Genomic DNA, 24,371 nt, shown 5'->3' with positions numbered 1-24,371 from the left:
GTTCTACCTGTGACATTAGTGTTTGAAATTGTTTTAGTGTGTTGCTGACCTTGCTTCATTATCCTGAGTCTGAATTATTTTTATTCCCGCGATAACAGGCGTTTTTGGGTACCAATAGCCATTAAAATACCAAAACCTGCCATTAAGGTCACCATGGATGTTCCTCCATAACTCACTAACGGCAAGGGCACGCCAACCACAGGTAAAATACCGGATACCATGCCCATATTCACAAAAACATAAACAAAAAAGGTCAGTGTGATACTGCCAGCCAGCAATTTACTGTACGCATCCTGTGCGCGCATGGCGATTAACATACCGCGAAAGATGATAAACAAATACAGCGACAGCAGCAGTAAAATGCCAATAAGGCCAAACTCCTCGCTAAACACTGAAAAGATAAAATCGGTATGGCGTTCAGGTAAAAATTCCAGTTGTGACTGCGTACCCTGCAACCAGCCTTTACCTTGCAATCCCCCCGAACCGATAGCGATTTGTGACTGGATAATATGATAACCGGAATTAAGTGGATCACTCTCCGGATTCAAAAAGGTGAGTACCCGCTGTTTCTGATAATCCTGCATCAGGAAAAACCACATAATCGGTGCAAAGGCGGAGCCCATCACCGCCAGACTGCCGAGTAGTTTCCAACTCATACCCGCCAGAAAAATAACAAAAATTCCTGAGCTGGCAATCAGTAACGACGTACCTAAATCCGGCTGTTTGGCAATTAACAGGGTAGGGATGGTTACCAGCACAAACCCGATAAATACGTGTTGTATTTTGGGGGGTAAGTTAAAGCGACTGATATACCAGGCCACCATCATAGGCACGGCCAGTTTCATGATTTCTGATGGCTGAAAACGCATAAACCCCAAATCAAGCCAGCGCTGTGCCCCTTTACCTATGGTACCGATAACCAGCACAGCTACCAGCATGGCAATGCCAACCAAATAAAAATATATCGATACTCTTCGATAGGCCATAGGGGGAACCTGTGCCATGACCACCATAACCAACAGGGCAAAGCCCAGACGTAATAACTGGCGGTAAATCAGGTCCATATTCTGGCCGCCCGCTGAATATATTACTGCCAGACCAACTGACATGAGTACGGCTAACCCCAGCAATAACCAGCCATCAATATGCGCCCGGGCAAGTGGCGTTTGTTCATTTGGGTTGAGTTTGTTACGTACCATTATTTTTGTTCTTCTTGTTCGTGAAAGTGGTAATCCATTAATGCACGCGCAACTGGCGCGGCTTGCGAACCACCATGCCCGGCATTTTCTACTACCACTGTAACCACCATTTCAGGGTTTTCATAGGGGGCGTAACCCACGTACATGGCGTTATCACGTAAATGCGCAGCGATTTTGGATGCATCGTATTTTTCATCTTCAGCGATGCCAATGAGCTGAGCGGTACCGGTTTTACCTGCTGACACATAAGGCGTTTTGCGGAATGCTTTAAAGGCGGTGCCACCTTCGCGGTTTACTACGCCATACATGGCATCCAGTACGATATCCCAGTATTTTTCATCACCCATATCAACCGGATAATTTTCACTGGGCGGGTAGACAATATAATCATCGGCGTTATCGACTTTTTGTCCGCGTATCACCTGAGGAGTGAAGGAATGGCCACGATCCACCAGTTTGGCTACAGCCGTGGCCAGTTGCAGTGGTGTCGCCGTCCAGTAACCCTGGCCAATGCCTACCGGAATGGTATCACCTATGTACCAGGGTTTATTGAATCGTGCACGTTTCCAGCCTTCATTAGGCATATTAGCGTCAGATTCTTCATATAAATCGATGCCGGTAAACTGCCCAAAACCAAAGGCAGACATGGAACTACTGATTTTTTCTATACCCATCTTATAGGCTAAATCATAAAAGAAAGTATCGCAGGACACTTCTATGGCTTTGGTGACATTCACCCAGCCATGCCCCCAGGGTAAATAATCACGCCAGGTTCGTGGACCGTTTTTTATTTGGTAAGTGCCGGGATCATATACCCGGCTTTTTTCGGTAATGACCCCTTCGTTTAAACCTGCCAGCGCCAGTAAGGGTTTGATGGTCGATGCAGGCGGATATTGCCCTTGCGTGGCACGGTTAATTAGTGGACGGTCTGCAGAACTCAATAAACGTCGGTAGTCTTTACTACTGATGCCATGCACAAACAGGTTAGGGTCGTAACTTGGATTGGAATACAGCGCAATTACCCCGCCATCCCGCGGATCAATCACAACGACCGAGCCACGGTTATCCTGCAAGGCCCGCTGCGCAACCATTTGCATATTAATATCGATATTCAGCACAATATCTGTGCCTGGAACCGGAGGCTGAAATTTAAGGGTGCGGATAATTCGCCCCTGGCTATTAACCTCTACTTCCTGATAACCCACTTTCCCGTGTAACAGGGTTTCGTGATATTTCTCCACACCCTGTTTGCCAATATCGTAGGTAGCGGCATAGTTGGCGTCCTGACCGCTTTCTTCGAGTTTTTGCAAATCACGTTTATTGATTTTGGCCACATAACCCACTACATGGGTGAGTGTATCGCCAAAAGGGTAATAACGTTTTAAGCGCGCCTCAACACTAATGCCGGGGTACTTGTGTTGATTAACCGAAAATATCGCCACCTGCTGCTGGGTCATATTACTGATCAATGCCACAGGTTTAAAACGGCGCTGACCTTTTAATTCACGATTAAAACTCTCAATATCCGATTGACTGATATCAAGTAACTGGCTTAGGTCGGCAACCGTTTGCTGGATTTTATCCTGTTGCTCAGGGATGACTTCCAGACGAAAAACCGGTTTATTTTCGGCCAGTAATACGCCGTTCCTGTCGTAAATCAATCCACGGTTAGGCGCTACCGGTAATACCTTAATACGGTTGCCGTTAGAGCGGGTTTGATAATCTTCATAACGGGTAACCTGAAGATAATACAGGTTGCTAATTAATATACCCAGTGCCACCACGATAATCAGCATGGCAATAACCGAGCGCCGGGCAAACAAGTTCGCTTCTGCGGTGTGGTCTCTTATTGTTATTCTTTTTGGAGGCACAAAAACAAACCCTGTTGTAATTATTCTCTGTGGTACGGGTGGTTATTATTCAGTGACCATGCACGATATAAACTCTCAGCGACCACAATTCTGACCAAAGGATGCGGAAGGGTTAGAGCCGATAATGACCACTTTTGTTCCGCAGCCGCAATACATTCTGTTGCCAGACCTTCCGGACCTCCGATTAGCAGGCTGACATCGCGTCCATCCATTTGCCAGGCTTGCATATGTTTCGCCAGTTGAGGCGTATCCCAGGCTTTACCTTTTACTTCCAGTGTAACAATACGATTGCCTTTGGGAATGGCAGCCATGGTCAGCTGTCCTTCTTTTTGCAGAATACGTGAAATATCCGCGTTTTTACCGCGTTTCCCTGCAGGTATCTCAATTAACTGTAGCTGGACGTCAGTATTTAAGCGGCGGGCATATTCCTGATATCCCTGTTCGACCCATGCTGGCATTTTACTGCCAACAGCAATCATCTGAATACGCATTTCAACGTCCTTTAAAGGTTAACCCCAGAGCTTTTCCAGCTGATAAAAATCCCGGGTATCATCCTGCATTACATGCAGTACCACATTGCCTAAATCAACTAGCACCCATTCGCCTTCATCATGGCCTTCGACACCCAGCGGTGGTTCGCCAGCGGCTTTGGCTTGTGTCACCACATTGTCTGCAATAGAGACTACGTGACGTTTTGAATTGCCCGAGCAGATAATCATACAGTCGGTAATGGTGGATTTATTAGTAACATCTAAAGTGACGATGTCACGGGCTTTGAGATCTTCGATTTTATCGATAACAAATTGACTAAGTTGTGCGTTATCCAACAGTGTTTCCTTCGAACAGGTTAAGGTTTTATTACAAAGCTAAGTTTACCACGAACTTAGCGTTATTCTCTATTTTGGTATAGCCGGTGTTGCTGGATGTATTCAGCCACTGCATTGTCTAATAGCGTAAAGGGTGCCTGACCACTCGCTAATTGCTGACGTATATTGGTAGCCGCGCAATCAACCGGACTTACTTCGGCAATATAAATACGTCCGTGATTGTGCTGAGCGAATGCTGCTCTCGCTTGTTCAGTATTGGTGATAATGCGTTTTTGAATCACGGGGGGAACGTCTTGTTGATAGCCGGGGCGTGCACAAACCACTAAGTGGGCCAGGTCAAGAATATCCTGCCAACGAAACCACTGAGTAAACTGATTAAGTGAATCCATGCCCATAAAAAAGCATAAGGTTTTTGCCGGGTATTTTTGTTTGAGCTGACTTAATGTTTCTACTGTATAAGACGCGCTATTGCGTTTTAATTCAGTATCATCGGCTTCAAATAATGGATGATTTTCACACGCCAGTCTGACCATTTCCAATCGTTGGCTGGCAGTTACTTCTGGTGTTTCACGGTGTGGCGGAATGTGGCACGGCATTAAAAGTACTTTAGATATACCGAGTAAGTTTGCCGCTTGCTCCGCCGGCAGAATATGACCTGAATGTATAGGATCAAACGTGCCACCTAAAATACCCAGCATTATTGGTAATCCAGTTCTATCGCGCTGAGGGATACCGGTACAAAGAGCAGGCAGATATGGCTTAATTCAATAAAGGGGCGGGCAATGGCGCTTTGTTTGAGCCCGGCATCCAGCGCTGCGATTTTTGTTTGCATTTCGGTTAACTGAGCCATGGACAAGCGACGAAGTGCATTTTGATAACCGGCTTGTTTGTTTTTCCATATACGCAACTGGGTAAAAACGGTATTCAGAGACTGGCCATTGTCGGTAGCAAATTTCATTTCATACAGATTTTGCCATTCACGGTTAAGCGCCCACAACACCACAACCGGCTCTATGCCTTCACTTTCCAGGCGATACAGCATTTTTATGGCTTTTTGAATATCACCGGCCAGTAACACATCTACTAACTGGAATACGTTAAAACGACTGTGATCACCCATGGCCTGTTGCAACTGCGCGAAGTCAATTTTTCCATCGGGAAACAATAGAGGTAGTTTGTCAATTTCCTGCTGCGCCGCTAATAAATTGCCTTCACAGTGTTCTGTCAGTAAGTTGATCGCTTCATTGGTGGCCTGCAACCCTTTGTTTTGTATACGATTAGCAATCCACTGGGTTAATTGGCGTCCTTCCACCGGATAACAGGGCACATAAACTCCCAATTTATCCAAAGCCTTAAACCATTTACTGTTTTGTACATCACGGCCAATTTTATCGCCATGAATAATAAATAAGGTATCGGGATTAGGATTTTCAGTTAACGATACTAAGGTTTTGCTGCCTTCTGTGCCGGGTTTGCCGGTGGGCAACTCCAGTTCGATTATCTGGCGACTGGCAAACAGAGACATCGACTGACTGGCTTCAATCAGACTAGACCATTGAAATGAGGAATCGGCGACCAGACTTTGGCGTTCATCAAACCCTTGCTCACGGGCGGCCTTTCGTATCAGTTCAATGCACTCAATTTTTTGCTGTGGCTCTTCACCAAAAATCAGATAAAAAGGTTTTAGCTGACCTTGGAGTCCGGCGGCAAAACGATTGGGATAAACCTGCATATTAGCGGGTTATCTCATTGGGATTGGCAAGTTGACGAATAATCTTATCCGCCGCCTGGGTACGCATTTCTTTTAAAATCAAATCCAGTTCGCGTGACTTGGCCAGTACCGCGTTAGGGTCATCCTGATATTCACGTACAATATCAAACTGGATGGCTTGTGCTTCCTGATCCGGTAACATCAGTAAGTAGTTTACTGTATAAACCAGCTCATATTCTGCCACCTGCCCTGAGGTAAACAGTGACAGCAAGCGGCGCTCTAATTCATCTTTAACCAGTCGGATGGTTGGCACACTTGCCAGACTATCTGTACTGACTGTTACCTGATGATTTTGCAAGCGTGTTTTAACAACCTGATACAGAGCATCATAATCGCTGGTGGCCTGCAATTGGATCTGTTGCATTTGTGGTGGCAGGCTGTTGCTGCCACGTAATTTAAAACCGCATCCTGTCAGCATCAGTGACAGGCTACAGATTAACAACAGACTCAAATGTTTCATGCAGGCTCCTGTGATGTATTGTTGACGCTAATGACCACTAGTTAGCGACGATATTAACCAGTTTACCCGCGACGTAAATCACTTTGCGCACGGTTTTGCCGTCAGTAAATTGTTTTACATTATCTTCATCCTGTGCTTTTTGTTTCACGCTTTGTTCATCGGCATCTGCTGCCACGGTGATTTTTGCACGTAATTTGCCGTTTACCTGCACGATGATCAGTTTTTCATCTTCAACCAACGCTTTTTCATCTGCTACTGGCCAGCCGCTGTATTCAACATCGGTATCAAAACCTAAGTCCTGCCATAACTGGTGACAAACATGCGGGGTTACCGGTGTTAATAGCTGAACCACTGCGATTACTGCTTCACGCATAATGGCGTGATCCTGTTCGCTTTCCTGCGGCGCTTTCTGCAGATGGTTTAACAGCTCCATAATCGCCGCAATCGCAGTATTGAAGGTTTGGCGGCGGCCAATATCATCACTGACTTTAGCAATGGTTTTATGTACTTCACGGCGCAGGGTTTTCTGCTCGTTGCTTAATGCATCTGCGTTAATGTCAGCAATTACGCCGCTATCAATATGGCCTTGTACCAGTTTCCATAAACGTTTAATGAAACGGTTAGCACCTTCCACACCCGATTCAATCCATTCTAAGGTTTGCTCCGGAGGCGCAGCAAACATAGTGAATAAACGAATGGTGTCGGCACCGTATTGGTCAATTACCTGCTGTGGATCGATACCGTTATTTTTTGACTTGGACATTTTGGTCATGCCGCCATGGCTAACTTCCTTACCATCAGCTATTAATGTGGCTTTAACGATACGGCCCTTGTCGTCTTTTTCTGTTTCCACATCAGCCGGGGAGAACCAGGTGGTTTTGCCATTTTCGTCGGTACGGAAATAGGAATCAGCCAATACCATGCCCTGACATAACAGACGTTTGAAAGGCTCATTGCTTTCTACCAGACCTTCGTCACGTAATAATTTGTGGAAGAATCGGGAATACAACAGGTGCAAAATGGCATGTTCAATACCACCCACATATTGGTCAACCGGCAACCAGTAATTGGCTTGAGCCGGATCTAACATGGCATCGCCATTTTGTGAGGAACAATAACGGGCGTAGTACCAGCTTGATTCCATAAAGGTATCGAAAGTATCGGTTTCACGTAGCGCCGGCTGACCGTTATAGGTGGTTTTGGCCCACTCGGGATCGGCTTTAATCGGTGAAATGACACCGTTCATAACCACATCTTCTGGCAATTCAACCGGTAACTGCTCGGCTGGAACCGGCACGGATTCGCCATTCTCCAGATTTAGCATCGGGATAGGTGCACCCCAGTAACGCTGACGGGAAACACCCCAGTCACGCAAACGGTAATTAACCTTTTTATTGCCTTTGCCTTCGCTTACTAACTTTTGGCTAATGGCGTCAAACGCCGCAGTGAAATCCAGACCGTCAAATTCGGCGGAATTCACCAGTTTGCCTTTTTCGGTGTAAGCCGCCTCGCTTAAATCTGCTTTTTCGTTGTCATCAAGCGGTGCTACTACTTGTTTAATTGGTAAATTATATTTTTGTGCAAATTCCCAGTCTCGTTGATCGTGACCCGGAACTGACATCACCGCACCTGAGCCGTAACCCATCAATACAAAGTTAGCGGCAAAAACCGGCACCGATTCACCGGTTAAAGGATGAATCGCTTTTAGCCCGGTGTCACAACCTTTTTTCTCCATGGTCGCCAGTTCTGCTTCGGCGACCTTGGTGTTTTTACATTCATCGATAAAGCTGGCCAATTCCGGATTCGATTTGGCGGCTGCCAACGCTAAAGGATGTTGCGCAGCAAGGGCAACATAGGTTACGCCGTATAAGGTATCAGGGCGGGTGGTGTATACATCAAACTGGTCGTTGCTGCCTTCAACATGAAATGTAATTTCTACGCCTTCAGAGCGGCCAATCCAGTTTTTCTGCATGGCCACAACCTGTTCTGGCCAGTCAGTTAATTCATCCAATTCCGCTAGCAGTTCTTCGGCGTAATCAGTAATTTTGATGAACCACTGTGGAATCTCTTTTTGTTCAACCAATGCGCCCGAGCGCCAGCCACGGCCATCAATAACCTGTTCGTTGGCCAACACTGTGTGGTCAACCGGATCCCAGTTAACTGTGGCGTTTTTCTTGTATACCAGGCCTTTTTCATACAGGCGGGTGAAGAACCATTGTTCCCAGCGGTAATAGTCTTTTTTACAGGTGGCGACTTCTCTGTCCCAGTCATAACCAAAACCCAGCGATTTCAGCTGGTTTTTCATGTATTCAATGTTGGAGTATGTCCAGTTAGCCGGCGCAGTGTTGTTGGCGATAGCCGCATTTTCAGCTGGTAGGCCAAAGGCATCCCAACCCATTGGTTGTAATACGTTTTTGCCCTGCATGCGCTGATAACGACTGATCACATCGCCGATGGTGTAGTTGCGCACGTGCCCCATATGCAGGCGTCCGCTGGGGTAAGGGAACATCGACAGGCAGTAGTATTTTTCTTTACTGGCATCTTCTACGGCTTGAAAGACTTTGTTCTTTTCCCAGTATTGCTGGACGGATTGTTCTATTTGCTGGGGATTGTACTGTTTTTCCATCTTAAATGAGTTTCCACAACGGTTGGATAATTTGGACTTATAACGATCCTAATAGAATACCTTAGCGCTTAGGTAAGTCACAATAGCAGGGCCGACTTATCATCGAATTAAATCGGTTAGCTGGTTAAACCCTGAGCAATTGAAGTGGTGAAGATTTTAATAAACCAGATATGGATTAGCGAAATCGCCAATTTAAGCCGACTATGACAACATATTCGATCTAGATAATGTCTTTTAATCAATAAAATAGGTTAATAAATGAAACAAAGACAACTTGGACACAGTGGTTTTGATGTGAGTGAAGTTGGTTTGGGTTGCTGGCAGCTGGGTGGCGACTTTGGGGTTGATTTTGACGATAAACAAGCCTTTGCCATTTTGCAGACTGCTGTAGATAAAGGTGTGACCTTTTTTGATACAGCAGATGTATACGGTGCAGGCAAAAGTGAAAAGTTTATTGGGGATTTCTTAAAGCAATCCAGCGCCAGTATAAGAGTAGCGACTAAGTTTGGACGTGGTGGCGATGTATTCCCCGATAACTATACTGAAGACGCGTTGCGTCAGGCTATTGCTGCATCGTGCGAACGTCTTGGTGTTGAACAACTGGATTTACTGCAATTGCACTGCGTTCCTGTTGATGTACTCAAACAAGGTGATATTTTTAACTGGTTACGCAAGGTGCAGGATGAAGGTTTAATTCGTTATTTTGGTGCCAGTGTTGAATCGGTGGAAGAAGCGCTAATTTGCCTGGAGCAGGATGGCCTGCAGTCTCTACAGGTGATTTTTAATATTTTTCGTCAAAAACTGGTAAACGAATTACTGCCTAAAGCGCAGCAAAAAGGCGTGGGTATTATTGTGCGTTTGCCGCTGGCCAGTGGTTTGTTGTCCGGTAAATTTAAAACCGGCACTACCTTTAGCACCACGGATCACCGAAACTTCAATCAAAATGGTGAGTGTTTTAATGTGGGGGAAACCTTTGCTGGTTTACCCTTTGCCAAAGGTGTCGAGCTGGCAGATGAATTAAAAGGTTTATTGCCACAGGACATTAGCATGGCGCAGGCATCGTTGCGCTGGATTTTAGATCATCCGGCAGTAACCACGATTATTCCGGGTGCCAGTTCCGTAAAACAAGTGGCAGACAATGCAGCGATTGCGGATTTAGCGCCACTACCTGAATCAACACATCAACAATTAGCTGCGTTTTACCAACATAAAGTCCAAAGCCATATTCGCGGGCCTTATTAACGCTGTTTTGCCAGCCGGTTTAACGGTTTTAAAATTCTGAAACAAAAAACGCCATCAATTGATGGCGTTTTTTATGGGATTTTTACGTGGTTCTGGCAAAATTGTGCGCAATGTCGTTTTGAGTGTTTAATCTATTTATGTCCATCCAACAACAACTGGCTAATTTAAAGAACAATCGTATTTTCGAACTATTTGTCGTATCGGTCATTATTATTTCGGCACTGGAAATTGGCGCTAAAACCTACGACTTGCCACCCATTGCAGCAACCATTACTTACTTTTTAGATTTATTTATTACCGTGTTCTTTTTATTTGAGATCACGGTACGTTTTGTTACTGAGCCGGATAAAAAGCGCTTCTTTAAATCTGGCTGGAATATCTTTGATACCTTAGTGGTGTTAGTGAGTTTGATACCGATACAGGACAGCGAAATGGCATTATTAGCACGTTTAGTTCGTGTGTTCCGCGTGCTGCGGATGGTGTCGATTATTCCTGAATTACGGATTTTAATTAATTCACTTCTGCGCGCCTTGCCCCAACTGGGTTATGTGGTGCTGCTGATGTTTATCATCTTTTATATGTACGCCGCCGTCGGTAGTTTTATGTTCAAAGAAATCAATTCCGATTTGTGGGGCAATATAGCTATTTCCATGCTGACCCTTTTCCGCATTATGACCTTTGAGGACTGGACCGATGTGCAATATGAAACCATGGAGGTGTATCCGTTAAGCTGGATTTATTATCTGACATTTATCTTTTTCACTGCCTTTGCGTTTTTAAATATGGTGATTGGCATAGTGGTCAATGTGATGGAGCAGGAGCACAACCGCGCCAATGCCGAAGAAGCAGCAAACGAACCTACAATGGCGGAGTTAAAACAGGAATTAGCAGAAATTAAGCAATTACTACAAGCACAAAACAAGGTTAAATTGTGATGTGTCAATGACGCAGGCTATTGAAAATCAATAAAAAGATTGATTTTAATGGTGAAAAATTTGGGTGGTTAAGCGCTGTCGTTTTACTCCGATATTTGGTAGCTTAGCGTCAGTTAATAAATTATCAGGCAGATAAATCATTATGTTTTGTCCATTTTGTTCCGCACAGGAAACCAAAGTGATTGATTCACGACTGGTTGCCGAAGGGCATCAGGTAAGACGCAGACGCGAGTGTATTCGTTGTCACGAGCGTTTTACGACCTTTGAGACGGCGGAACTGGTGATGCCTCGCGTGGTAAAACGCGACGGTTCACGTGAACCTTTTAATGAAGACAAACTGCGTGCGGGCTTGCAGCGTGCACTTGAAAAGCGCCCGGTGGATACCGAAAAAGTCGAAGAATGTATTAACCGCATTAAGTCGGCACTGCGTGCCACCGGCGAACGTGAAGTCACCAGTGAACTGGTCGGCAATCTGATTATGGATGGCCTTAAAGAACTGGATAAAGTCGCCTACGTAAGATTTGCCTCGGTGTACCGCTCATTTGAAGATATCCGTGAGTTTGGGGAAGAAATCGCCCGACTCGGAGACTGATTTTATGGCCACTTTTACTGCCCATCAGCAGCAAATGATGGCGCGCGCGCTGCAACTGGCAGAGCAGGGATTATGGACAGTATCACCTAATCCTGCTGTGGGTTGTGTGATTACCGATCAGCAAGGCAATATTATTGGCGAAGGCTGGCATCAACGTGCTGGCACACCACATGCCGAAGTACATGCTTTAGCCATGGCAGGCGATGCCGCAAAAGGCGCAATTGCTTATGTCACCCTCGAACCTTGCAGTCATTATGGTCGCACACCACCGTGTGCCGAAGGCTTAATTAAAGCCGGTGTCAGTGAGGTGATTTGTGCAATGCAGGATCCTAATCCCCTGGTAGCCGGTAAAGGTCTGCGCATGCTGCAGGATGCAGGCATTAAAACGCAAAGCGGGTTACTGGAAGCACAAGCCAATCACTTAAACCGTGGGTTTATCAAACGCATGGTTAATCAACGTCCTTTTGTCACGGTGAAACTGGCCTGTGGCTTAGATGGTAAAACCGCCATGGCCAATGGCCACAGCAAGTGGATCACCTCTGCTGCCGCGCGTAAAGATGTGCAGCAATTTCGCGCCCAAAGCTGCGCCATTTTAACCGGTGCCGATACGGTACTGGCCGATAATCCATCCATGAATGTGCGCTATAACGAACTGAGCCATAAGCCCGCTCATATTGATCAACAATCGCTGCGTCAGCCACTGCGTGTGGTAATCGATGGCGATAATCGTTTATCCGCTGATTTAACTATTTTTAATCAGCCGATCCCCGTGTTGCTGGTCAATAAGTCGTTTAATAAGGCCGTGGGTGAATCTGAATATGTTAAGCAGTGGCAAGCGCCGCTGGCGCAAAACAACAAAATCGACTTAGATGCCTTGCTGATAAAACTCGGTGAAATGAATATTAATAATCTGTGGCTTGAAGCGGGGGCAAGTCTGGCGGGGGCAATAATAGACACTAAATTAGCCGACGAGCTGATTGTTTATCAGGCGCCCAAATTAATGGGACATAGTGCTAAATCCTTATTGAATTTACCGGAATTTGAACACATGCAACAGGCAATTGAGTTACAATATCTGGATGTACGCATGGTCGGGCACGATATTCGTATAATTGCAGTGCCTCAGTACCAGTAACCATTCTATTTAACACTAAGGTCAATATGTTTACAGGAATCATTGCTTCTACGGGTGTGGTACGTGAATTAAGCCGCAAGCAAACTGATGTTCGCTTAACCGTTGATGTTGGCAAACTGGATATGAGTGACGTGGCATTAGGTGATTCAATTGCCACTAATGGCGTTTGTTTGACTGTGGTGGCCTTTGATAGTCAGTCATTTAGTGCAGATGTGTCGGCCGAAACCATCGCTCGCAGTGGATTTGCCCATTACAGCATTGGTCAGCGGGTCAACCTGGAAAAAGCCATGTTACCCACCTCGCGTTTTGGCGGTCATATTGTCAGTGGACACGTTGATGGTGTGGGTGAAATCCAAAGCATTGAAGATCATGGTAAAGCCGTTGAAATCTGGGCAAGTGCCCCCATTGAGCTAGCCAGATATATTGCAGAAAAAGGCTCTGTCACGGTAGACGGTGTTAGCCTGACCATTAATCAGGTGGATGGACACCGTTTTCGCTTAACGCTGGTACCACATACCATGCAGGAAACCATTATTGGTGATTATCAAACGGGCACCAGGGTTAATCTGGAAGTGGACGTGATTGCACGATATCTGGAACGGTTGATGTTGGGCGATAAAGCGGCGCACAGTGAACAGAAACAAGACATTAGTCTGGCCTTTTTGGCAGAAAATGGCTTTCTAAACAAAAAAAGATAAACAGGCTCTACAGATGTTAAACAGCACCGCAGACATTATTGAAGATATTCGTCAGGGTAAAATGGTTATTCTGATGGATGATGAAGATCGTGAAAACGAAGGCGATCTGATTATGGCGGCAGAACATGTGACGCCTGAAGCAATCAATTTTATGGTGACACACGCGCGTGGATTAGTGTGTTTACCTATGACCGAAGAACGTTGCCGTCGCCTTAATTTACCGTTAATGGTGACCAACAATGGCGCGCAATTCAGCACTAATTTTACGGTGTCGATTGAAGCAGCTGAAGGTGTAACCACAGGTATTTCAGCCGCAGATCGTGCCAGAACCGTGCAAGCGGCTGTGGCCGAAAATGCTAAAGCGAGCGACATTGTGCAGCCGGGTCATATATTCCCATTAATCGCCAAACAAGGTGGCGTATTAAATCGTGCCGGTCACACCGAGGCGGGTGTTGATTTAGCCCGTTTAGCCGGCTGCGAACCCGCCAGTGTGATTGTCGAAATTCTGAATGAAGATGGCAGCATGGCACGTCGTCCAGAGCTGGAAGTGTTTGCCGCTAAACACGATATTAAAATTGGTACTATTGCCGATTTAATTGAATACCGTAATTTAAACGAAACCACCATCGAAAAGGTGGCGCAGTGTCATTTACCCACTGAATACGGCGACTTTGAGCTAATTACCTTTAAAGATGTTATCGACAATCAGCTGCACTATGCACTGCAAAAAGGCAAAGTCGAAAAAGACCAGCCCACATTGGTACGTGTGCATTTGCAGGATACCTTCAGCGATATGCTGGGGTCAGTGCGCTCGGTAGAACGTAGCATGAACTTACCTTGTGCCATGAAAGCCATAGGCGAGCAGGGCGGTGTATTGGTTATCTTGGGTAAAAACGAATCTGAACAGGATATCCTGACTAAAATTCATCAGTTTGCAGCAGAAGATCGGGGCGAACAACCAACCGGAGCGACCTGGCGTGGCAGCTCACGTACGGTAGGTGTGGGTTGTCAGATTCTGGCTTCCTTAGGTGTAAACAAAATGCGTTTATTAAGTAAGCCGAAGAAATACTCAGCCCTGTCGGGTTATGGACTTGAGATCGTTGAGTACGTTTCTGATTTATAAATTTAACCTGCCTGAGCGGTAAATTAAGTGCTATAATGCGCGCCGCATTTTTTAAGGCTCTGAAAATTAACTCGTTTTAGCATTGGTTTAGCTCTGCTTCTACAGGAAGGCATTATGAATATCATTGAAGGTAATATCCGTGCGACCGGCAAAAAATTTGCTGTGGTTGTTTCCCGTTTTAACAGTTTTGTGGTTGAAAGTCTGGTTGAAGGTGCACTGGATACGTTAGATCGCCACGGTGAAGTGAACGAAGCCGATATTACGCTTATCCGCGTTCCTGGTGCCTATGAGTTGCCATTGGTAGCCAAAAAAGCCGCTGAAAGCGGAAAATTTGATGCAATTATCGCCCTGGGTGCGGTAATCCGTGGTGGTACACCGCATTTTGATTTTGTTGCAGGTGAATGTAACAAAGGTTTGGCACAAGTATCTCTGGAGTATGGTATTCCTGTGTCGTTTGGTGTGATCACCACAGACAGCATTGAACAGGCGATTGAACGCTCTGGTACTAAGGCAGGCAACAAAGGATCTGAGGCAGCGCTGGGCGCACTGGAAATGGTTAATGTTGTTGATCAGTTAGCCGGAGTATAAAAGATGAAACCAGCCGCGCGACGTAACGCCAGAGAACTGGCGCTTCAAGCGATTTATTCCTGGCAGATGACGGGAAATAACGTCAAAAGCATAGAGCTACATATGGCAACCACCAATGACATGACAAAAGTGGATATGCCGTATTTTCAGGAATTACTGAGTCAGGTCGTCGCGCGAGTGGATGAACTGGATAGCAAAATTAAACCTTATTTGGGCCGTTTGCCTGAAGAATTGGATCCAGTAGAAAAAGCCATTATCCGAATTGCTACATACGAATTACAGCATCGTGTTGATGTACCCTACAAAGTCGTGATTAACGAAGCCATTGAGTTAGCGAAATCTTTTGGTGCTGAAGAAAGCCATAAGTTTGTTAACGGTGTATTGGATAAAGCCATTCATTACTTCCGCAAGCACGAAAAAGCAGATTAATTTTTATTGTGAAAGAATTCTCAATTATTGATAACTACTTCAAAAAACGTAGTTATCAACGCAAGGATGTATTAATTGGCATCGGTGACGACTGTGCTGTTAGCTCAGTCGCGGCAGGCCAACAACTCGCGGTGACCACAGATACCTTGGTCAAAGGTGTACATTTTCCTGAAGATGCTGCCGCACAGGCTATTGCCCATAAAGCTGTTGCGGTAAATTTAAGTGATTTAGCCGCCATGGGCGCAGAGCCTGCATGGATCAATTTATCGCTGTCTGTACCTGAAGTGGATGAAAACTGGTTAGATGCGTTTTCGCAGGGCATGCGTGAGTTGTGTGAATATTATTCTGTCCAACTGATCGGCGGTGATACGGTACAAGGCCCGTTATCGGTCACTATTACAGCCATGGGGTTTATCCCTGAAAATCAGGCATTAACCCGTTCCGGGGCTAAACCTGGTGATTTGCTGTATGTCACAGGCACATTAGGTGATGCCGCTCTAGGCTTAGATGTAGCACTTAATCGTGCTGAGGTGCCTTACCAGCATCGTGATTACCTGACCAACCGTTTGCACTTCCCCACACCTCGTGTATTAGCTGGCACGACATTACGACGTATTGCAACCGCCTGTATTGATATTTCTGATGGTACCTTGGCGGAACTAGGTCATTTATTACGTATGTCTCAATGTGGCGCCTTGTTACACGTTGAAAAATTACCTTTGTCGCCGGCTATGATGGAAAGTACCACCCCAGAAAAAGCGCTGGATTATGCATTAGCGGGTGGTGACGACTACGAATTATTGTTCTGTGTGCCGGAAGAGTTAAAAGGCACACTGGACAGGGCTTTATTGCATTCAAACGTGCCTATTACCTGTATTGGACAAATGACAGGACAGGCGCAAAAACTTGAAATGCAGCTTAATAAACAACCTTTTCAGTATGAACGAAAAGGCTTTGAACACTTCAGTGGTTAATCTTGGATACATTACTGCGTAGCCGTATTTCGCTTAAAAATCCGTGGCACTTTTTGGCATTGGGTTTTGGCTCAGGTTTAGCCCCTGTCGCGCCGGGCACCTTTGGCACTCTGGCCGCCATTCCGTTTGTGCTGGTGTTTGCTTTACTGCCTGATACCTGGTTTGCGGCATTAGCGGTATTTTTTGCGCTAGCTGGGTTTTATATTTGTGGTCGCACTGCACGGGATATGCGAGTGCATGACCATTCCTCAATTGTGTGGGATGAAGTGGTCGGTTACATGATTGGCATGATTGCTGTGCCGTTATCGTTTAATACCATAGTTACTGCATTTGTGCTCTTTCGCTTCTTCGATATCGTTAAACCCTGGCCTATTAGCTATTTGGATAAACATATTCATGGCGGAGTAGGGATTATGGCTGATGATATTTTGGCTGGGGTGTTTACCTTCATCTGCATGCAGGTGTTGTTATATTTGCAATGGCTGAATTAATTTAGTTCTTACTCGTTTTATTCTACACGCACGTGTGTGGGGCCCGCCTATTTGGATTTTATAGCTATCCTTAGCTTTTTTCGTACGACATCTATGTCGCCCAAGCCCCCCTTTAGAGACATTCAAAGAGGCGACAAATTTGGCTGGATCAAATTTGAACGTACTTTTATTCACTACCTCCTTGTAGCTCACCTGCGACACAGGCTAGCTGAAGCTATTCCAATGGGTTACTTACCCATTTGTGTGCGACCTGAAAGGCGAAGGACAGGAAGCCCGCAGTAAAAATCCTTCAATATTTAATCGTACTGTAATCATCCCTGATGTTTTCACGCCCTTCCCGGGGCGCGAGCCTATTTGGACAGACCCAAATAGGCGAAAGGTCTTTAACTCCGCCAACTTGCTTATCTTGTTCCTGCAAAACTTGTTTATTCGAAACGGTGCGAGGCAGCTATCCGTGCAAAGCACGCACCTCGGGAAAACGTCCTGTTTTCCCCGTTCGAACAAGTTTCACCTACACAAGGCAAGTTGGAGTCGCGTTTAGCCAAACTGCGTTTGGCTGCTGTCGCGGTGAAGACTCAACGTTATGGTTTTCCCAGGCAGCCAATGGCTGACTTAATGCGACTCTGACTTTTAGACAAAACCAAGCTGCCTTTGGCCGCTTAGACATAAAGCCAGTTTGGTTTTGGCGTGAAGAAAGTCGGAGGAGTGAAAGACCTCTGCTGCGGGCATCCTTCTCTTAGTCTTTCAGGCCGCACCGAAGGTGTGTGAAATAAAAATACGTCAAGCGCTGAAAAGTTTGCACTTCTACAAATCCAACAGGTTACGGTAGTTACAAAAAAGCGGCATAAGCCGCTTTGTTCAAAATCAATCTGTCATCAACACTATGCGTAAAATTGCTTAATTTTACTCACAATCCCAGCAGTATCTAATCCAAGCTCAGCATACATTTCCTGCTGTGTGCCTTGCACAATAAACTCATCGGGTAAACCTAACATCAGCAGTGAAGACTTATGCTGTTGTTGATGCAGATATTCGCTCACTGCGCTGCCAGCACCGCCCATAATGGCATTATCTTCCAGTGTTACAATCAGTTCATGTTCACTGCACACTTTATCCAACATGGCTTTGTCGATAGGCTTAATAAAGCGCATATCCACTAAAGTTGCATCGAGCTGCTCTGCGGCATCGATGGCGTACCCCATTAGTGGACCAAAATTGAGGATGGCGGTTTTGCTGCCTGAACGACATAGTTTAGCTTTGCCTAACTCAATTTCATTCATGGTTTTTTGAATGTCGGTGCCAATGCCGCTGCCTCGTGGGTAACGCACTGCTGCTGGCCCCTGATATTTATAACCTGTGTAGAGCATTTGACGACATTCGTTTTCATCACTTGGTGCCATAATCACCATATTAGGAATACAGCGCATAAAGGATATATCAAACGCACCCTGGTGAGTGGGACCATCGGCACCGACAATGCCCGCGCGGTCGATGGCAAACAGTACATCCAGATTTTGCAATGCCACATCGTGAACTAACTGGTCATAGGCACGTTGTAAAAACGATGAATAGATAGCCACCACCGGTTTTAATCCATCTTTGGCCATACCGGCAGCCAGTGTAACGGCATGTTGTTCGGCTATGGCAACATCAAAATACTGTTGTGGGAATTGTTTGGAAAACGCCACCATGCCTGAGCCTTCACGCATGGCTGGGGTAATCGCCATCAATTTGGTATCGCTTATCGCCATATCGCACAACCAGTCGCCAAAAATAGCTGAAAAGGTCGGTTTTTGACTGCTCGATTTAGGTAATGAATTTTCTGATGGATTAAATTTGGGTACCGCGTGGTATTTAATCGGATCCTGCTCGGCTTGTTCGAAACCTTTACCCTTTTTGGTGATGACGTGTAAAAACTGCGGACCTTGCATATTGCGCATATTACGCAGGGTATCCACCATGCCTTTTACATCGTGGCCGTCTATCGGACCAATATAGTTAAAACCTAATTCTTCGAAAATGGTGCCAGGTACCACCATGCCTTTTATATGTTCTTCCGCTCGGCTGGCAAACTCACGGATGGGGGGCAGGGTATCCAGCAGCTTTTTACCGCTGTTACGAATGCTGTTAAATAAATCGCCGGTAAGTAATTTAGCTAAATGGCTATTCAGTGCGCCAACGTTTTCTGAAATCGACATGTCGTTGTCATTGAGAATAACCAGCATGTCTTTACGAATGTCACCCGCATGATTCAGCGCTTCAAAGGCCATGCCCGCCGTTAATGCACCATCACCAATGACCGCTACCACTTTACGGTTTTTCGCTTCTTTTTCTGCCGCAATCGCCATACCTAATGCAGCACTAATTGAGGTAGACGAATGGCCTACTGCAAAGGTGTCATAGGGGCTTTCAGGTGGCCAGGGGAAGGGGTGTAATCCACCTTTTTGACGTATAGTGGTCATGCGCTCCCGGCGGTCCGTTAAAATTTTGTGCGGATAGGCCTGATGACCCACATCCCAAATTAGACGATCAAAAGGGGTGTTATAAACATAATGCAGTGCAACTGTGAGCTCGACTGTACCTAAGCCCGATGCAAAATGGCCACTGCTGATACTAACCGCAGTTAACAGATACTGACGTAATTCCGCAGCAAGTTGCGGTAATTTATCTTGTGGCAGTTTTCGCAGCTCTTCCGGGGTATTTGCCAGTGCCAGTACCGGATAATGCTCTAAATTTAAGCTCATGAATTTATAGTATTTTTAATGATCGCGTTGAACGATATACGCAGTAAATGCCTGCAGAATATCCGTATTGTAAGGTAAAGTTTGTAAAGCGTGTAGTGCTTGCTGATAAAGCTGTTGGGCTTGTTGTTGCGCTTTCGCTAATCCGAGTAGGGAAGGATAAGTAGATTTGTTAGCTTGTTCATCTGACCCCTGGGGTTTACCCAGCGTCTGAGTGTCAGCTGTCACATCCAGAATGTCATCCTGTACCTGAAACGCGAGGCCAATTGCATCAGCGTATTGTAAAATAATCCCAATTTGCTGAGCCGTTTGCTGACCGACAATCGCGGCCATATGTAGCGCAGCCTTAATTAAGGCACCGGTTTTTTTATTGTGCAGTGCTTTTAATTGTTCAAAACTGATCTGTTTATCAGTGCTGGCCAAATCCATCGCCTGACCACCACACATGCCAGCATAGCCCGATGCCCGACTAAGAATTCTGATTAATTCAATTCGAACCGTTTCGAGATGCTCTGATAATGGTTCGTGGCATAAAATCTCAAACGCTAAGGTTTGTAATGCATCTCCTGCAAGAATGGCTGTGGCTTCATCAAACTGTTTATGGCAGGTTGGATGACCACGACGCAAATCATCATCGTCCATTGCTGGCAAATCGTCGTGAATCAATGAGTAGGCGTGAATGCACTCTACTGCTGCTGCACAAACATCCAGATCGGCTTGTCTGACATCGCATGCATCGCCCAGCGCGTAGACTAAAAAAGGCCGCACACGTTTACCGCCCATAAGCAGCCCATATTCCATCGCTGCTTTGAGATGTGGTGCATGGTTATCTAATTTTGCTATGTGTGATGCCAACAGTTGATTGATTCTGTCCGCATAGTGCTGTTGCGCGTGTTGCCAGTTCATTCCTGTCCTTGCTGTGGCGCGTCAAAGTCGAATAGGTCTTCCTGTCCTTGCTGTTCCAGCAGTATTTTTACTTTTTGTTCTGCTGCGGTCAGTTTTTGCTGACTTTGTCTGGCCAGATGAATACCACGCTCGAATTGCTTGAGTGCCTGATCGAGTTCCAGATCACCCTGTTCCATCTGATTAACGATGCTTTCCAGTTCCTGCAAGGATTGCTCAAAGGTAAGATTTGAAGATTGTTTGCTGGTAGTCATAATACCCTCTTAATGCTGAGCGCACCTTACCCGAGGGGACAAAAGGGGTCAAACAATTTTACTGCATATTATCGCTTTAGCTTTTGGTGTTTGGGTCGATAAAATGATGAAATAACTCAGCTACTTAACTACAAATTAATCAGTGCATTTTGCAATGCAAAAAACGTGGAATGGGTTAGTATATTGTCTTAATGTTCAGGCAGGCTAAGATTAAGCCTTTGATCTGTAGAGTCATTTTGCTGCAATTATGGAGAAAGTGTAGGTGGATTTAGCAACCATTATCGGCATGATTGGCGCCATAGGTTTTATCGTAATGGCGATGTTACTGGGCGGCGAAATGAGCATGTATATCAACGTGCCATCTATCCTGATTGTATTTGTCGGTTCTTTTTTCGTCGTTATGATGGGCTTTACTTTAGGGCAGTTTTTTAACGCTGGAAAAATCATCGGCAAAGCTTTTATGTTTAAATCTGACCAGCCGGAAGATTTAATTGCTCAAATCGTTTCTATGGCAGATGCCGCACGTAAAGGTGGATTTTTAGCGCTGGAAGAGGTGGAAATTCAATCTCCCTTTATGCAAAAAGGTATCGATATGCTGGTAGATGGCCATGATGTGGATGTGGTGCGCGACACGCTGGCTAAAGATATTTCCATGACTAGCGAGCGTCACGAATTTGGTTCTTCGATTTTTAAAGCGCTTGGTGATGTTGCGCCGGCCATGGGCATGATAGGTACCCTGGTAGGTTTGGTGGCTATGTTGTCGAATATGGATGATCCAAAATCTATCGGGCCTGCCATGGCGGTAGCATTATTAACCACTTTGTATGGTGCATTTATGGCTAACGTTATTTGTATCCCTATCGCAGATAAATTAAAAAACCGCGCCGCTCAGGAAAAACTCAATCAATCGCTTATTCTGGATGGCGTGGTCGGCATTGCTGATGGTCAAAACCCGCGTGTTATCGAAGGTTTATTGAAAAACTATATCGCTGAAGGTAAGCGCATTACCGAGCCAAAAGAGTAGAGTCGTTAGATATGGCCGAAGAAGAATGCCCTAAATGTCCCCCTCCCGGTTTACCGGCGTGGATGGGCACATTTGCCGATTTAATGTCGTTGCTTATGTGTTTCTTTGTATTGCTGCTGTCCTTCTCGGAAATGGATGTACTCAAATTTAAGCAAATAGCCGGTTCAATGAAGTTTGCTTTTGGTGTGCAAAACAAAATTGAAGTTAAAGATATTCCAAAAGGCACCAGTGTTATAGCCATGGAGTTTCGTCCAGGACGTCCCGATCCGACGCCCATTGAAAATATCCAGCAACAAACCATGGAAATGACTCAGCCAACACTGGAGTTTAAAGACGGGGAAGAGCCTAATTCCGGCGGCCAGCAAAATCAGCGTGGTGATCAAACGGGCGGTCAGTCGCAACAAACCGCGGTTGATCAATCCGCAGCACAAAGTGAAAGCACTGCCGATAATGAGCAAGTGTCGGAGCAAATGAAAAAAATAGCCGAGCAGCTGCAGGAACAGATCCTCGATGGCGCCATTGAGCTCGAGTCACTCGGTCAGCAAATTATTATCCGTATTCGCGAGCATGGTTCTTTTGCGGCTGGTTCAGCATTTTTGCAACCACAGTTTAAACCGATTATCCGTAAAATAGGCACTTTGCTGGCCGATATGCCGGGCGAAGTTTATGTATCCGGTCATAGTGATAATCAGCGTATTTCCAATGAACTGTACAGTTCAAACTGGGATTTATCTGCCAAAAGAGCAGTGTCTGTGGCTGAAGAACTAAGAAATGCCCCCGGGTTTGATGAAGGTCGTATGGTGGTTATTGGCCGAGCTGCCAGTCAACCGCTTGGACCTAATGCGACAGCAGAAGAACGCAGTCGTAATCGCCGGGTAGAAATTGCAGTCATGCAGGGCAAAGCCAAAGAATCCAAACCCATCTCGTTAACGCCTCCGACCGAGTAGGCGTTATTTTTGCAACTCAAAGTGGCTCAGGTATAATCCGCAGCCACTTTAGCTGCACGAACATCCTTTCATGAAATTTATCATCAAACTGCATCCGGAAATCACCATAAAAAGTAAATCGGTGCGCAAGCGTTTTACTAAAATTCTGGAATCTAATATCCGCAATGTTTTTAAACCTTACGACTTTAAAGTCGGAATAAAAAACAAGTGGGATAAACTGGAAATGTCGGCGCGTACCAAAAGCGAAGCAGACGCCCGGTTGGTGGTCGATCAGTTGCAACGTATTCCCGGTATTGAGCAGGTGTTGCAGGTACGTGAAAGTACTTTTACCGATTTGGATGATATTTATCAGCAAGTTAAACAAGTGTGGCAACACAAACTTAAAGGGCTGTCGTTTGCCGTTCGAGTCAAACGCCGTGGTAAACATGAATTTACCTCGCCAGAAATTGGCCGTTATGTGGGCGGTGGTTTAAATCAATTTTGCGAAACCGGTGGGGTTAACCTGAGAAACCCTGACGTGATCGTGCCTTTAGAAGTTGAAGACGACCGTTTATTTATGGTCGAGCAGCGCCTTAGTGGTTTGGGCGGTTTTCCTATCCCTACTCAGGATGATGTATTGTCACTGATGTCGGGAGGATTTGACTCAGGTGTGGCCAGTTATCAGATGATCCGCCGTGGCGCGCGCACGCATTACTGCTTTTTCCGTTTGGGTGGTGAGCAGCATGAAATTGGCGTGAAGCAGGTCAGTCATTATTTATGGCAGCAATATGGTGCATCACATCGCGTAAAATTTATCACGGTAGATTTTGCCCCTATCGTCGAAGAAATTCTGACTAAAGTTGAAAATTCACAAATGGGTGTGGTGTTAAAACGCATGATGCTGCGTGTGGCTTCACGTGTTGCTGAACATTTTGGCATTTCTGCGCTCGTTACCGGTGAAAGCTTAGGACAGGTATCGAGCCAGACCTTAGCTAACCTTTCGGTTATCGATAAAGTGACCGATATGTTGGTATTACGTCCACTGATTTGTGCCGACAAGCAGGAAATCATTAATACCGCACGCCAAATTGGTACCGAGGATTTTGCCCGTACCATGCCGGAATATTGTGGTGTGATTTCGAAAAAACCAACCGTTAAAGCGTTATTACCTAAAATCGAAGAAGAAGAAGCTAAATTCGATTTTGCATTGTTAGATGCAGCCTTTGACAAGGCGCAGATGATTGATATCCGTACCATTGCTGAACAGGCTGAGCAGGAGGTTAAAGAAGTCGAAACCGTTGCTGAGTTGCCACAAGGTGCCGTGGTAGTGGATATTCGCTCGCCTGAGGAAGAGGAAGACGCGCCGCTGGAATTAGACGGTACCATTGTTAAACATATTCCGTTTTACAAATTATCGACTCAGTTTGGTGATTTAGACTCGTCAGCGAATTATTATTTGTATTGTGATCGTGGTGTGATGAGTAAATTACAAGCCTTATTGCTGCACGAGCAGGGCTTTAACAATGTATTTGTGTACCGTAAAAAATAATTCAAATTTGGGG

At 45.6% G+C, this 24,371-nt stretch carries 24 protein-coding genes; 13 read left to right on the top strand and 11 right to left on the bottom strand.

The features are described 5' to 3' along the window. Positions 1-80 precede the first annotated feature (80 nt). The 8 genes from rodA to leuS all read right to left on the bottom strand — a co-directional run bounded on the left by rodA (position 81) and on the right by leuS (position 8,754). Entirely contained in the window at positions 81-1,199 is a 1,119-nt protein-coding gene (rodA, locus tag H8B19_RS01660) for a rod shape-determining protein RodA (RefSeq protein WP_186505032.1), read from the bottom strand. Continuing rightward, the gene (gene mrdA, locus H8B19_RS01655; protein WP_186505031.1) at positions 1,199-3,070 is read right to left on the bottom strand and encodes a penicillin-binding protein 2; all 1,872 of its coding nucleotides are present in this window, start codon (positions 3,068-3,070) and stop codon (positions 1,199-1,201) included. The genes rodA and mrdA overlap by 1 nt, the downstream gene beginning before the upstream one ends. Before the next feature lie 20 nt (positions 3,071-3,090). Continuing rightward, positions 3,091-3,561, bottom strand: a complete 471-nt coding sequence (rlmH, locus tag H8B19_RS01650; RefSeq protein ID WP_186505030.1) for a 23S rRNA (pseudouridine(1915)-N(3))-methyltransferase RlmH — start codon at positions 3,559-3,561, stop codon at positions 3,091-3,093. A gap of 18 nt (positions 3,562-3,579) precedes the next feature. Then, positions 3,580-3,897, bottom strand: coding sequence for a ribosome silencing factor (gene rsfS / locus H8B19_RS01645; protein WP_186505029.1), 318 nt, complete (start codon positions 3,895-3,897; stop codon positions 3,580-3,582). A gap of 62 nt (positions 3,898-3,959) precedes the next feature. Next, on the bottom strand, positions 3,960-4,595 hold the full coding sequence (gene nadD, locus H8B19_RS01640) for a nicotinate-nucleotide adenylyltransferase (protein ID WP_186505028.1): 636 nt from the start codon (positions 4,593-4,595) through the stop codon (positions 3,960-3,962). After that, the gene (gene holA / locus H8B19_RS01635; protein WP_186505027.1) at positions 4,595-5,629 is read right to left on the bottom strand and encodes a DNA polymerase III subunit delta; all 1,035 of its coding nucleotides are present in this window, start codon (positions 5,627-5,629) and stop codon (positions 4,595-4,597) included. The genes nadD and holA overlap by 1 nt, the downstream gene beginning before the upstream one ends. Position 5,630: 1 nt before the next feature. After that, positions 5,631-6,128, bottom strand: coding sequence for an LPS-assembly lipoprotein LptE (locus H8B19_RS01630; protein WP_186505026.1), 498 nt, complete (start codon positions 6,126-6,128; stop codon positions 5,631-5,633). A 37-nt stretch (positions 6,129-6,165) separates the two neighbouring features. Then, complete coding sequence (leuS, locus tag H8B19_RS01625; protein ID WP_186505025.1) at positions 6,166-8,754, bottom strand: leucine--tRNA ligase; 2,589 nt, start codon at positions 8,752-8,754, stop codon at positions 6,166-6,168. Positions 8,755-9,012: 258 nt separating this feature from the next. Here leuS and H8B19_RS01620 point away from each other — a divergent pair, with 258 nt between their 5' ends. The 10 genes from H8B19_RS01620 to H8B19_RS01575 all read left to right on the top strand — a co-directional run bounded on the left by H8B19_RS01620 (position 9,013) and on the right by H8B19_RS01575 (position 16,961). Next, the gene (locus H8B19_RS01620) at positions 9,013-9,996 is read left to right on the top strand and encodes an aldo/keto reductase (RefSeq protein ID WP_186505024.1); all 984 of its coding nucleotides are present in this window, start codon (positions 9,013-9,015) and stop codon (positions 9,994-9,996) included. A gap of 137 nt (positions 9,997-10,133) precedes the next feature. Further along, positions 10,134-10,931, top strand: coding sequence for an ion transporter (locus H8B19_RS01615; protein ID WP_186505181.1), 798 nt, complete (start codon positions 10,134-10,136; stop codon positions 10,929-10,931). 142 nt (positions 10,932-11,073) lie between these two features. Beyond that, entirely contained in the window at positions 11,074-11,523 is a 450-nt protein-coding gene (gene nrdR / locus H8B19_RS01610; RefSeq protein WP_186505023.1) for a transcriptional regulator NrdR, read from the top strand. 4 nt (positions 11,524-11,527) lie between these two features. Continuing rightward, complete coding sequence (gene ribD / locus H8B19_RS01605; protein ID WP_186505022.1) at positions 11,528-12,658, top strand: bifunctional diaminohydroxyphosphoribosylaminopyrimidine deaminase/5-amino-6-(5-phosphoribosylamino)uracil reductase RibD; 1,131 nt, start codon at positions 11,528-11,530, stop codon at positions 12,656-12,658. Between the two features lie 26 nt (positions 12,659-12,684). After that, positions 12,685-13,356, top strand: coding sequence for a riboflavin synthase (locus H8B19_RS01600; RefSeq protein ID WP_186505021.1), 672 nt, complete (start codon positions 12,685-12,687; stop codon positions 13,354-13,356). A 13-nt stretch (positions 13,357-13,369) separates the two neighbouring features. Continuing rightward, positions 13,370-14,479, top strand: a complete 1,110-nt coding sequence (gene ribBA, locus H8B19_RS01595) for a bifunctional 3,4-dihydroxy-2-butanone-4-phosphate synthase/GTP cyclohydrolase II (RefSeq protein WP_186505020.1) — start codon at positions 13,370-13,372, stop codon at positions 14,477-14,479. A gap of 114 nt (positions 14,480-14,593) precedes the next feature. Then, entirely contained in the window at positions 14,594-15,067 is a 474-nt protein-coding gene (ribH, locus tag H8B19_RS01590) for a 6,7-dimethyl-8-ribityllumazine synthase (RefSeq protein WP_186505019.1), read from the top strand. 3 nt (positions 15,068-15,070) lie between these two features. Continuing rightward, complete coding sequence (gene nusB / locus H8B19_RS01585; RefSeq protein ID WP_186505018.1) at positions 15,071-15,496, top strand: transcription antitermination factor NusB; 426 nt, start codon at positions 15,071-15,073, stop codon at positions 15,494-15,496. 8 nt (positions 15,497-15,504) lie between these two features. Further along, positions 15,505-16,470 carry a thiamine-phosphate kinase gene (gene thiL, locus H8B19_RS01580; RefSeq protein ID WP_186505017.1) on the top strand — a complete coding sequence of 322 codons (966 nt, stop codon included), beginning with the start codon at positions 15,505-15,507 and terminating at the stop codon, positions 16,468-16,470. Positions 16,471-16,472: 2 nt separating this feature from the next. Beyond that, positions 16,473-16,961 (top strand): phosphatidylglycerophosphatase A family protein, encoded by a 489-nt coding sequence (locus tag H8B19_RS01575; protein ID WP_186505016.1) that lies wholly within the window; start codon positions 16,473-16,475, stop codon positions 16,959-16,961. Positions 16,962-17,842: 881 nt separating this feature from the next. Here the strand turns inward: H8B19_RS01575 and dxs are convergent. The 3 genes from dxs to H8B19_RS01560 are packed head-to-tail and all read right to left on the bottom strand — an operon-like array spanning position 17,843 to position 20,859. Further along, a complete protein-coding gene (gene dxs / locus H8B19_RS01570; protein ID WP_186505015.1) occupies positions 17,843-19,705 on the bottom strand; it encodes a 1-deoxy-D-xylulose-5-phosphate synthase in 1,863 nt (620 codons plus the stop codon). A 15-nt stretch (positions 19,706-19,720) separates the two neighbouring features. Continuing rightward, entirely contained in the window at positions 19,721-20,608 is an 888-nt protein-coding gene (gene ispA / locus H8B19_RS01565) for a (2E,6E)-farnesyl diphosphate synthase (RefSeq protein ID WP_186505014.1), read from the bottom strand. Next, positions 20,605-20,859: an exodeoxyribonuclease VII small subunit gene (locus H8B19_RS01560; RefSeq protein WP_186505013.1), complete on the bottom strand. Its 255-nt coding sequence runs from the start codon at positions 20,857-20,859 to the stop codon at positions 20,605-20,607. The genes ispA and H8B19_RS01560 overlap by 4 nt, the downstream gene beginning before the upstream one ends. A gap of 262 nt (positions 20,860-21,121) precedes the next feature. On the opposite strand from H8B19_RS01560, the gene pomA reads away from it, so the two are divergent. From pomA to thiI, 3 genes are all read left to right on the top strand, one after another. Further along, a complete protein-coding gene (gene pomA, locus H8B19_RS01555) occupies positions 21,122-21,883 on the top strand; it encodes a flagellar motor protein PomA (RefSeq protein WP_186505012.1) in 762 nt (253 codons plus the stop codon). 11 nt (positions 21,884-21,894) lie between these two features. Then, on the top strand, positions 21,895-22,830 hold the full coding sequence (locus H8B19_RS01550; RefSeq protein WP_186505011.1) for a flagellar motor protein MotB: 936 nt from the start codon (positions 21,895-21,897) through the stop codon (positions 22,828-22,830). Between the two features lie 70 nt (positions 22,831-22,900). After that, a complete protein-coding gene (gene thiI, locus H8B19_RS01545) occupies positions 22,901-24,358 on the top strand; it encodes a tRNA uracil 4-sulfurtransferase ThiI (protein WP_186505010.1) in 1,458 nt (485 codons plus the stop codon). Positions 24,359-24,371: the final 13 nt, after the last annotated feature.

It is taken from the genome of Neptunicella marina (genome assembly GCF_014270035.1).
In the GTDB taxonomy this organism is placed as follows: domain Bacteria; phylum Pseudomonadota; class Gammaproteobacteria; order Enterobacterales; family Alteromonadaceae; genus Neptunicella; species Neptunicella marina.
The sequence above is the reverse complement of the archived record's forward strand: the minus strand, read 5'-3'. Positions and strand labels throughout refer to the sequence as shown.

Bases quoted from the DNA above. Each gene is read 5' to 3' on its own strand.
- leuS (WP_186505025.1), bottom strand. From the start codon at position 8,754: ATGGAAAAACAGTACAATCCCCAGCAAATAGAACAATCCGTCCAGCAA.
- ribH (WP_186505019.1), top strand. From the start codon at position 14,594: ATGAATATCATTGAAGGTAATATCCGTGCGACCGGCAAAAAATTTGCT.
- H8B19_RS01600 (WP_186505021.1), top strand. From the start codon at position 12,685: ATGTTTACAGGAATCATTGCTTCTACGGGTGTGGTACGTGAATTAAGC.
- nusB (WP_186505018.1), top strand. From the start codon at position 15,071: ATGAAACCAGCCGCGCGACGTAACGCCAGAGAACTGGCGCTTCAAGCG.
- H8B19_RS01630 (WP_186505026.1), bottom strand. From the start codon at position 6,128: ATGAAACATTTGAGTCTGTTGTTAATCTGTAGCCTGTCACTGATGCTG.
- H8B19_RS01550 (WP_186505011.1), top strand. From the start codon at position 21,895: ATGGCCGAAGAAGAATGCCCTAAATGTCCCCCTCCCGGTTTACCGGCG.
- nrdR (WP_186505023.1), top strand. From the start codon at position 11,074: ATGTTTTGTCCATTTTGTTCCGCACAGGAAACCAAAGTGATTGATTCA.
- dxs (WP_186505015.1), bottom strand. From the start codon at position 19,705: ATGAGCTTAAATTTAGAGCATTATCCGGTACTGGCACTGGCAAATACC.
- H8B19_RS01615 (WP_186505181.1), top strand. From the start codon at position 10,134: ATGTCCATCCAACAACAACTGGCTAATTTAAAGAACAATCGTATTTTC.
- rodA (WP_186505032.1), bottom strand. From the start codon at position 1,199: ATGGTACGTAACAAACTCAACCCAAATGAACAAACGCCACTTGCCCGG.
- ispA (WP_186505014.1), bottom strand. From the start codon at position 20,608: ATGAACTGGCAACACGCGCAACAGCACTATGCGGACAGAATCAATCAA.
- ribD (WP_186505022.1), top strand. From the start codon at position 11,528: ATGGCCACTTTTACTGCCCATCAGCAGCAAATGATGGCGCGCGCGCTG.
- holA (WP_186505027.1), bottom strand. From the start codon at position 5,629: ATGCAGGTTTATCCCAATCGTTTTGCCGCCGGACTCCAAGGTCAGCTA.
- thiI (WP_186505010.1), top strand. From the start codon at position 22,901: ATGAAATTTATCATCAAACTGCATCCGGAAATCACCATAAAAAGTAAA.
- nadD (WP_186505028.1), bottom strand. From the start codon at position 4,595: ATGCTGGGTATTTTAGGTGGCACGTTTGATCCTATACATTCAGGTCAT.
- H8B19_RS01560 (WP_186505013.1), bottom strand. From the start codon at position 20,859: ATGACTACCAGCAAACAATCTTCAAATCTTACCTTTGAGCAATCCTTG.
- H8B19_RS01620 (WP_186505024.1), top strand. From the start codon at position 9,013: ATGAAACAAAGACAACTTGGACACAGTGGTTTTGATGTGAGTGAAGTT.
- ribBA (WP_186505020.1), top strand. From the start codon at position 13,370: ATGTTAAACAGCACCGCAGACATTATTGAAGATATTCGTCAGGGTAAA.
- rlmH (WP_186505030.1), bottom strand. From the start codon at position 3,561: ATGCGTATTCAGATGATTGCTGTTGGCAGTAAAATGCCAGCATGGGTC.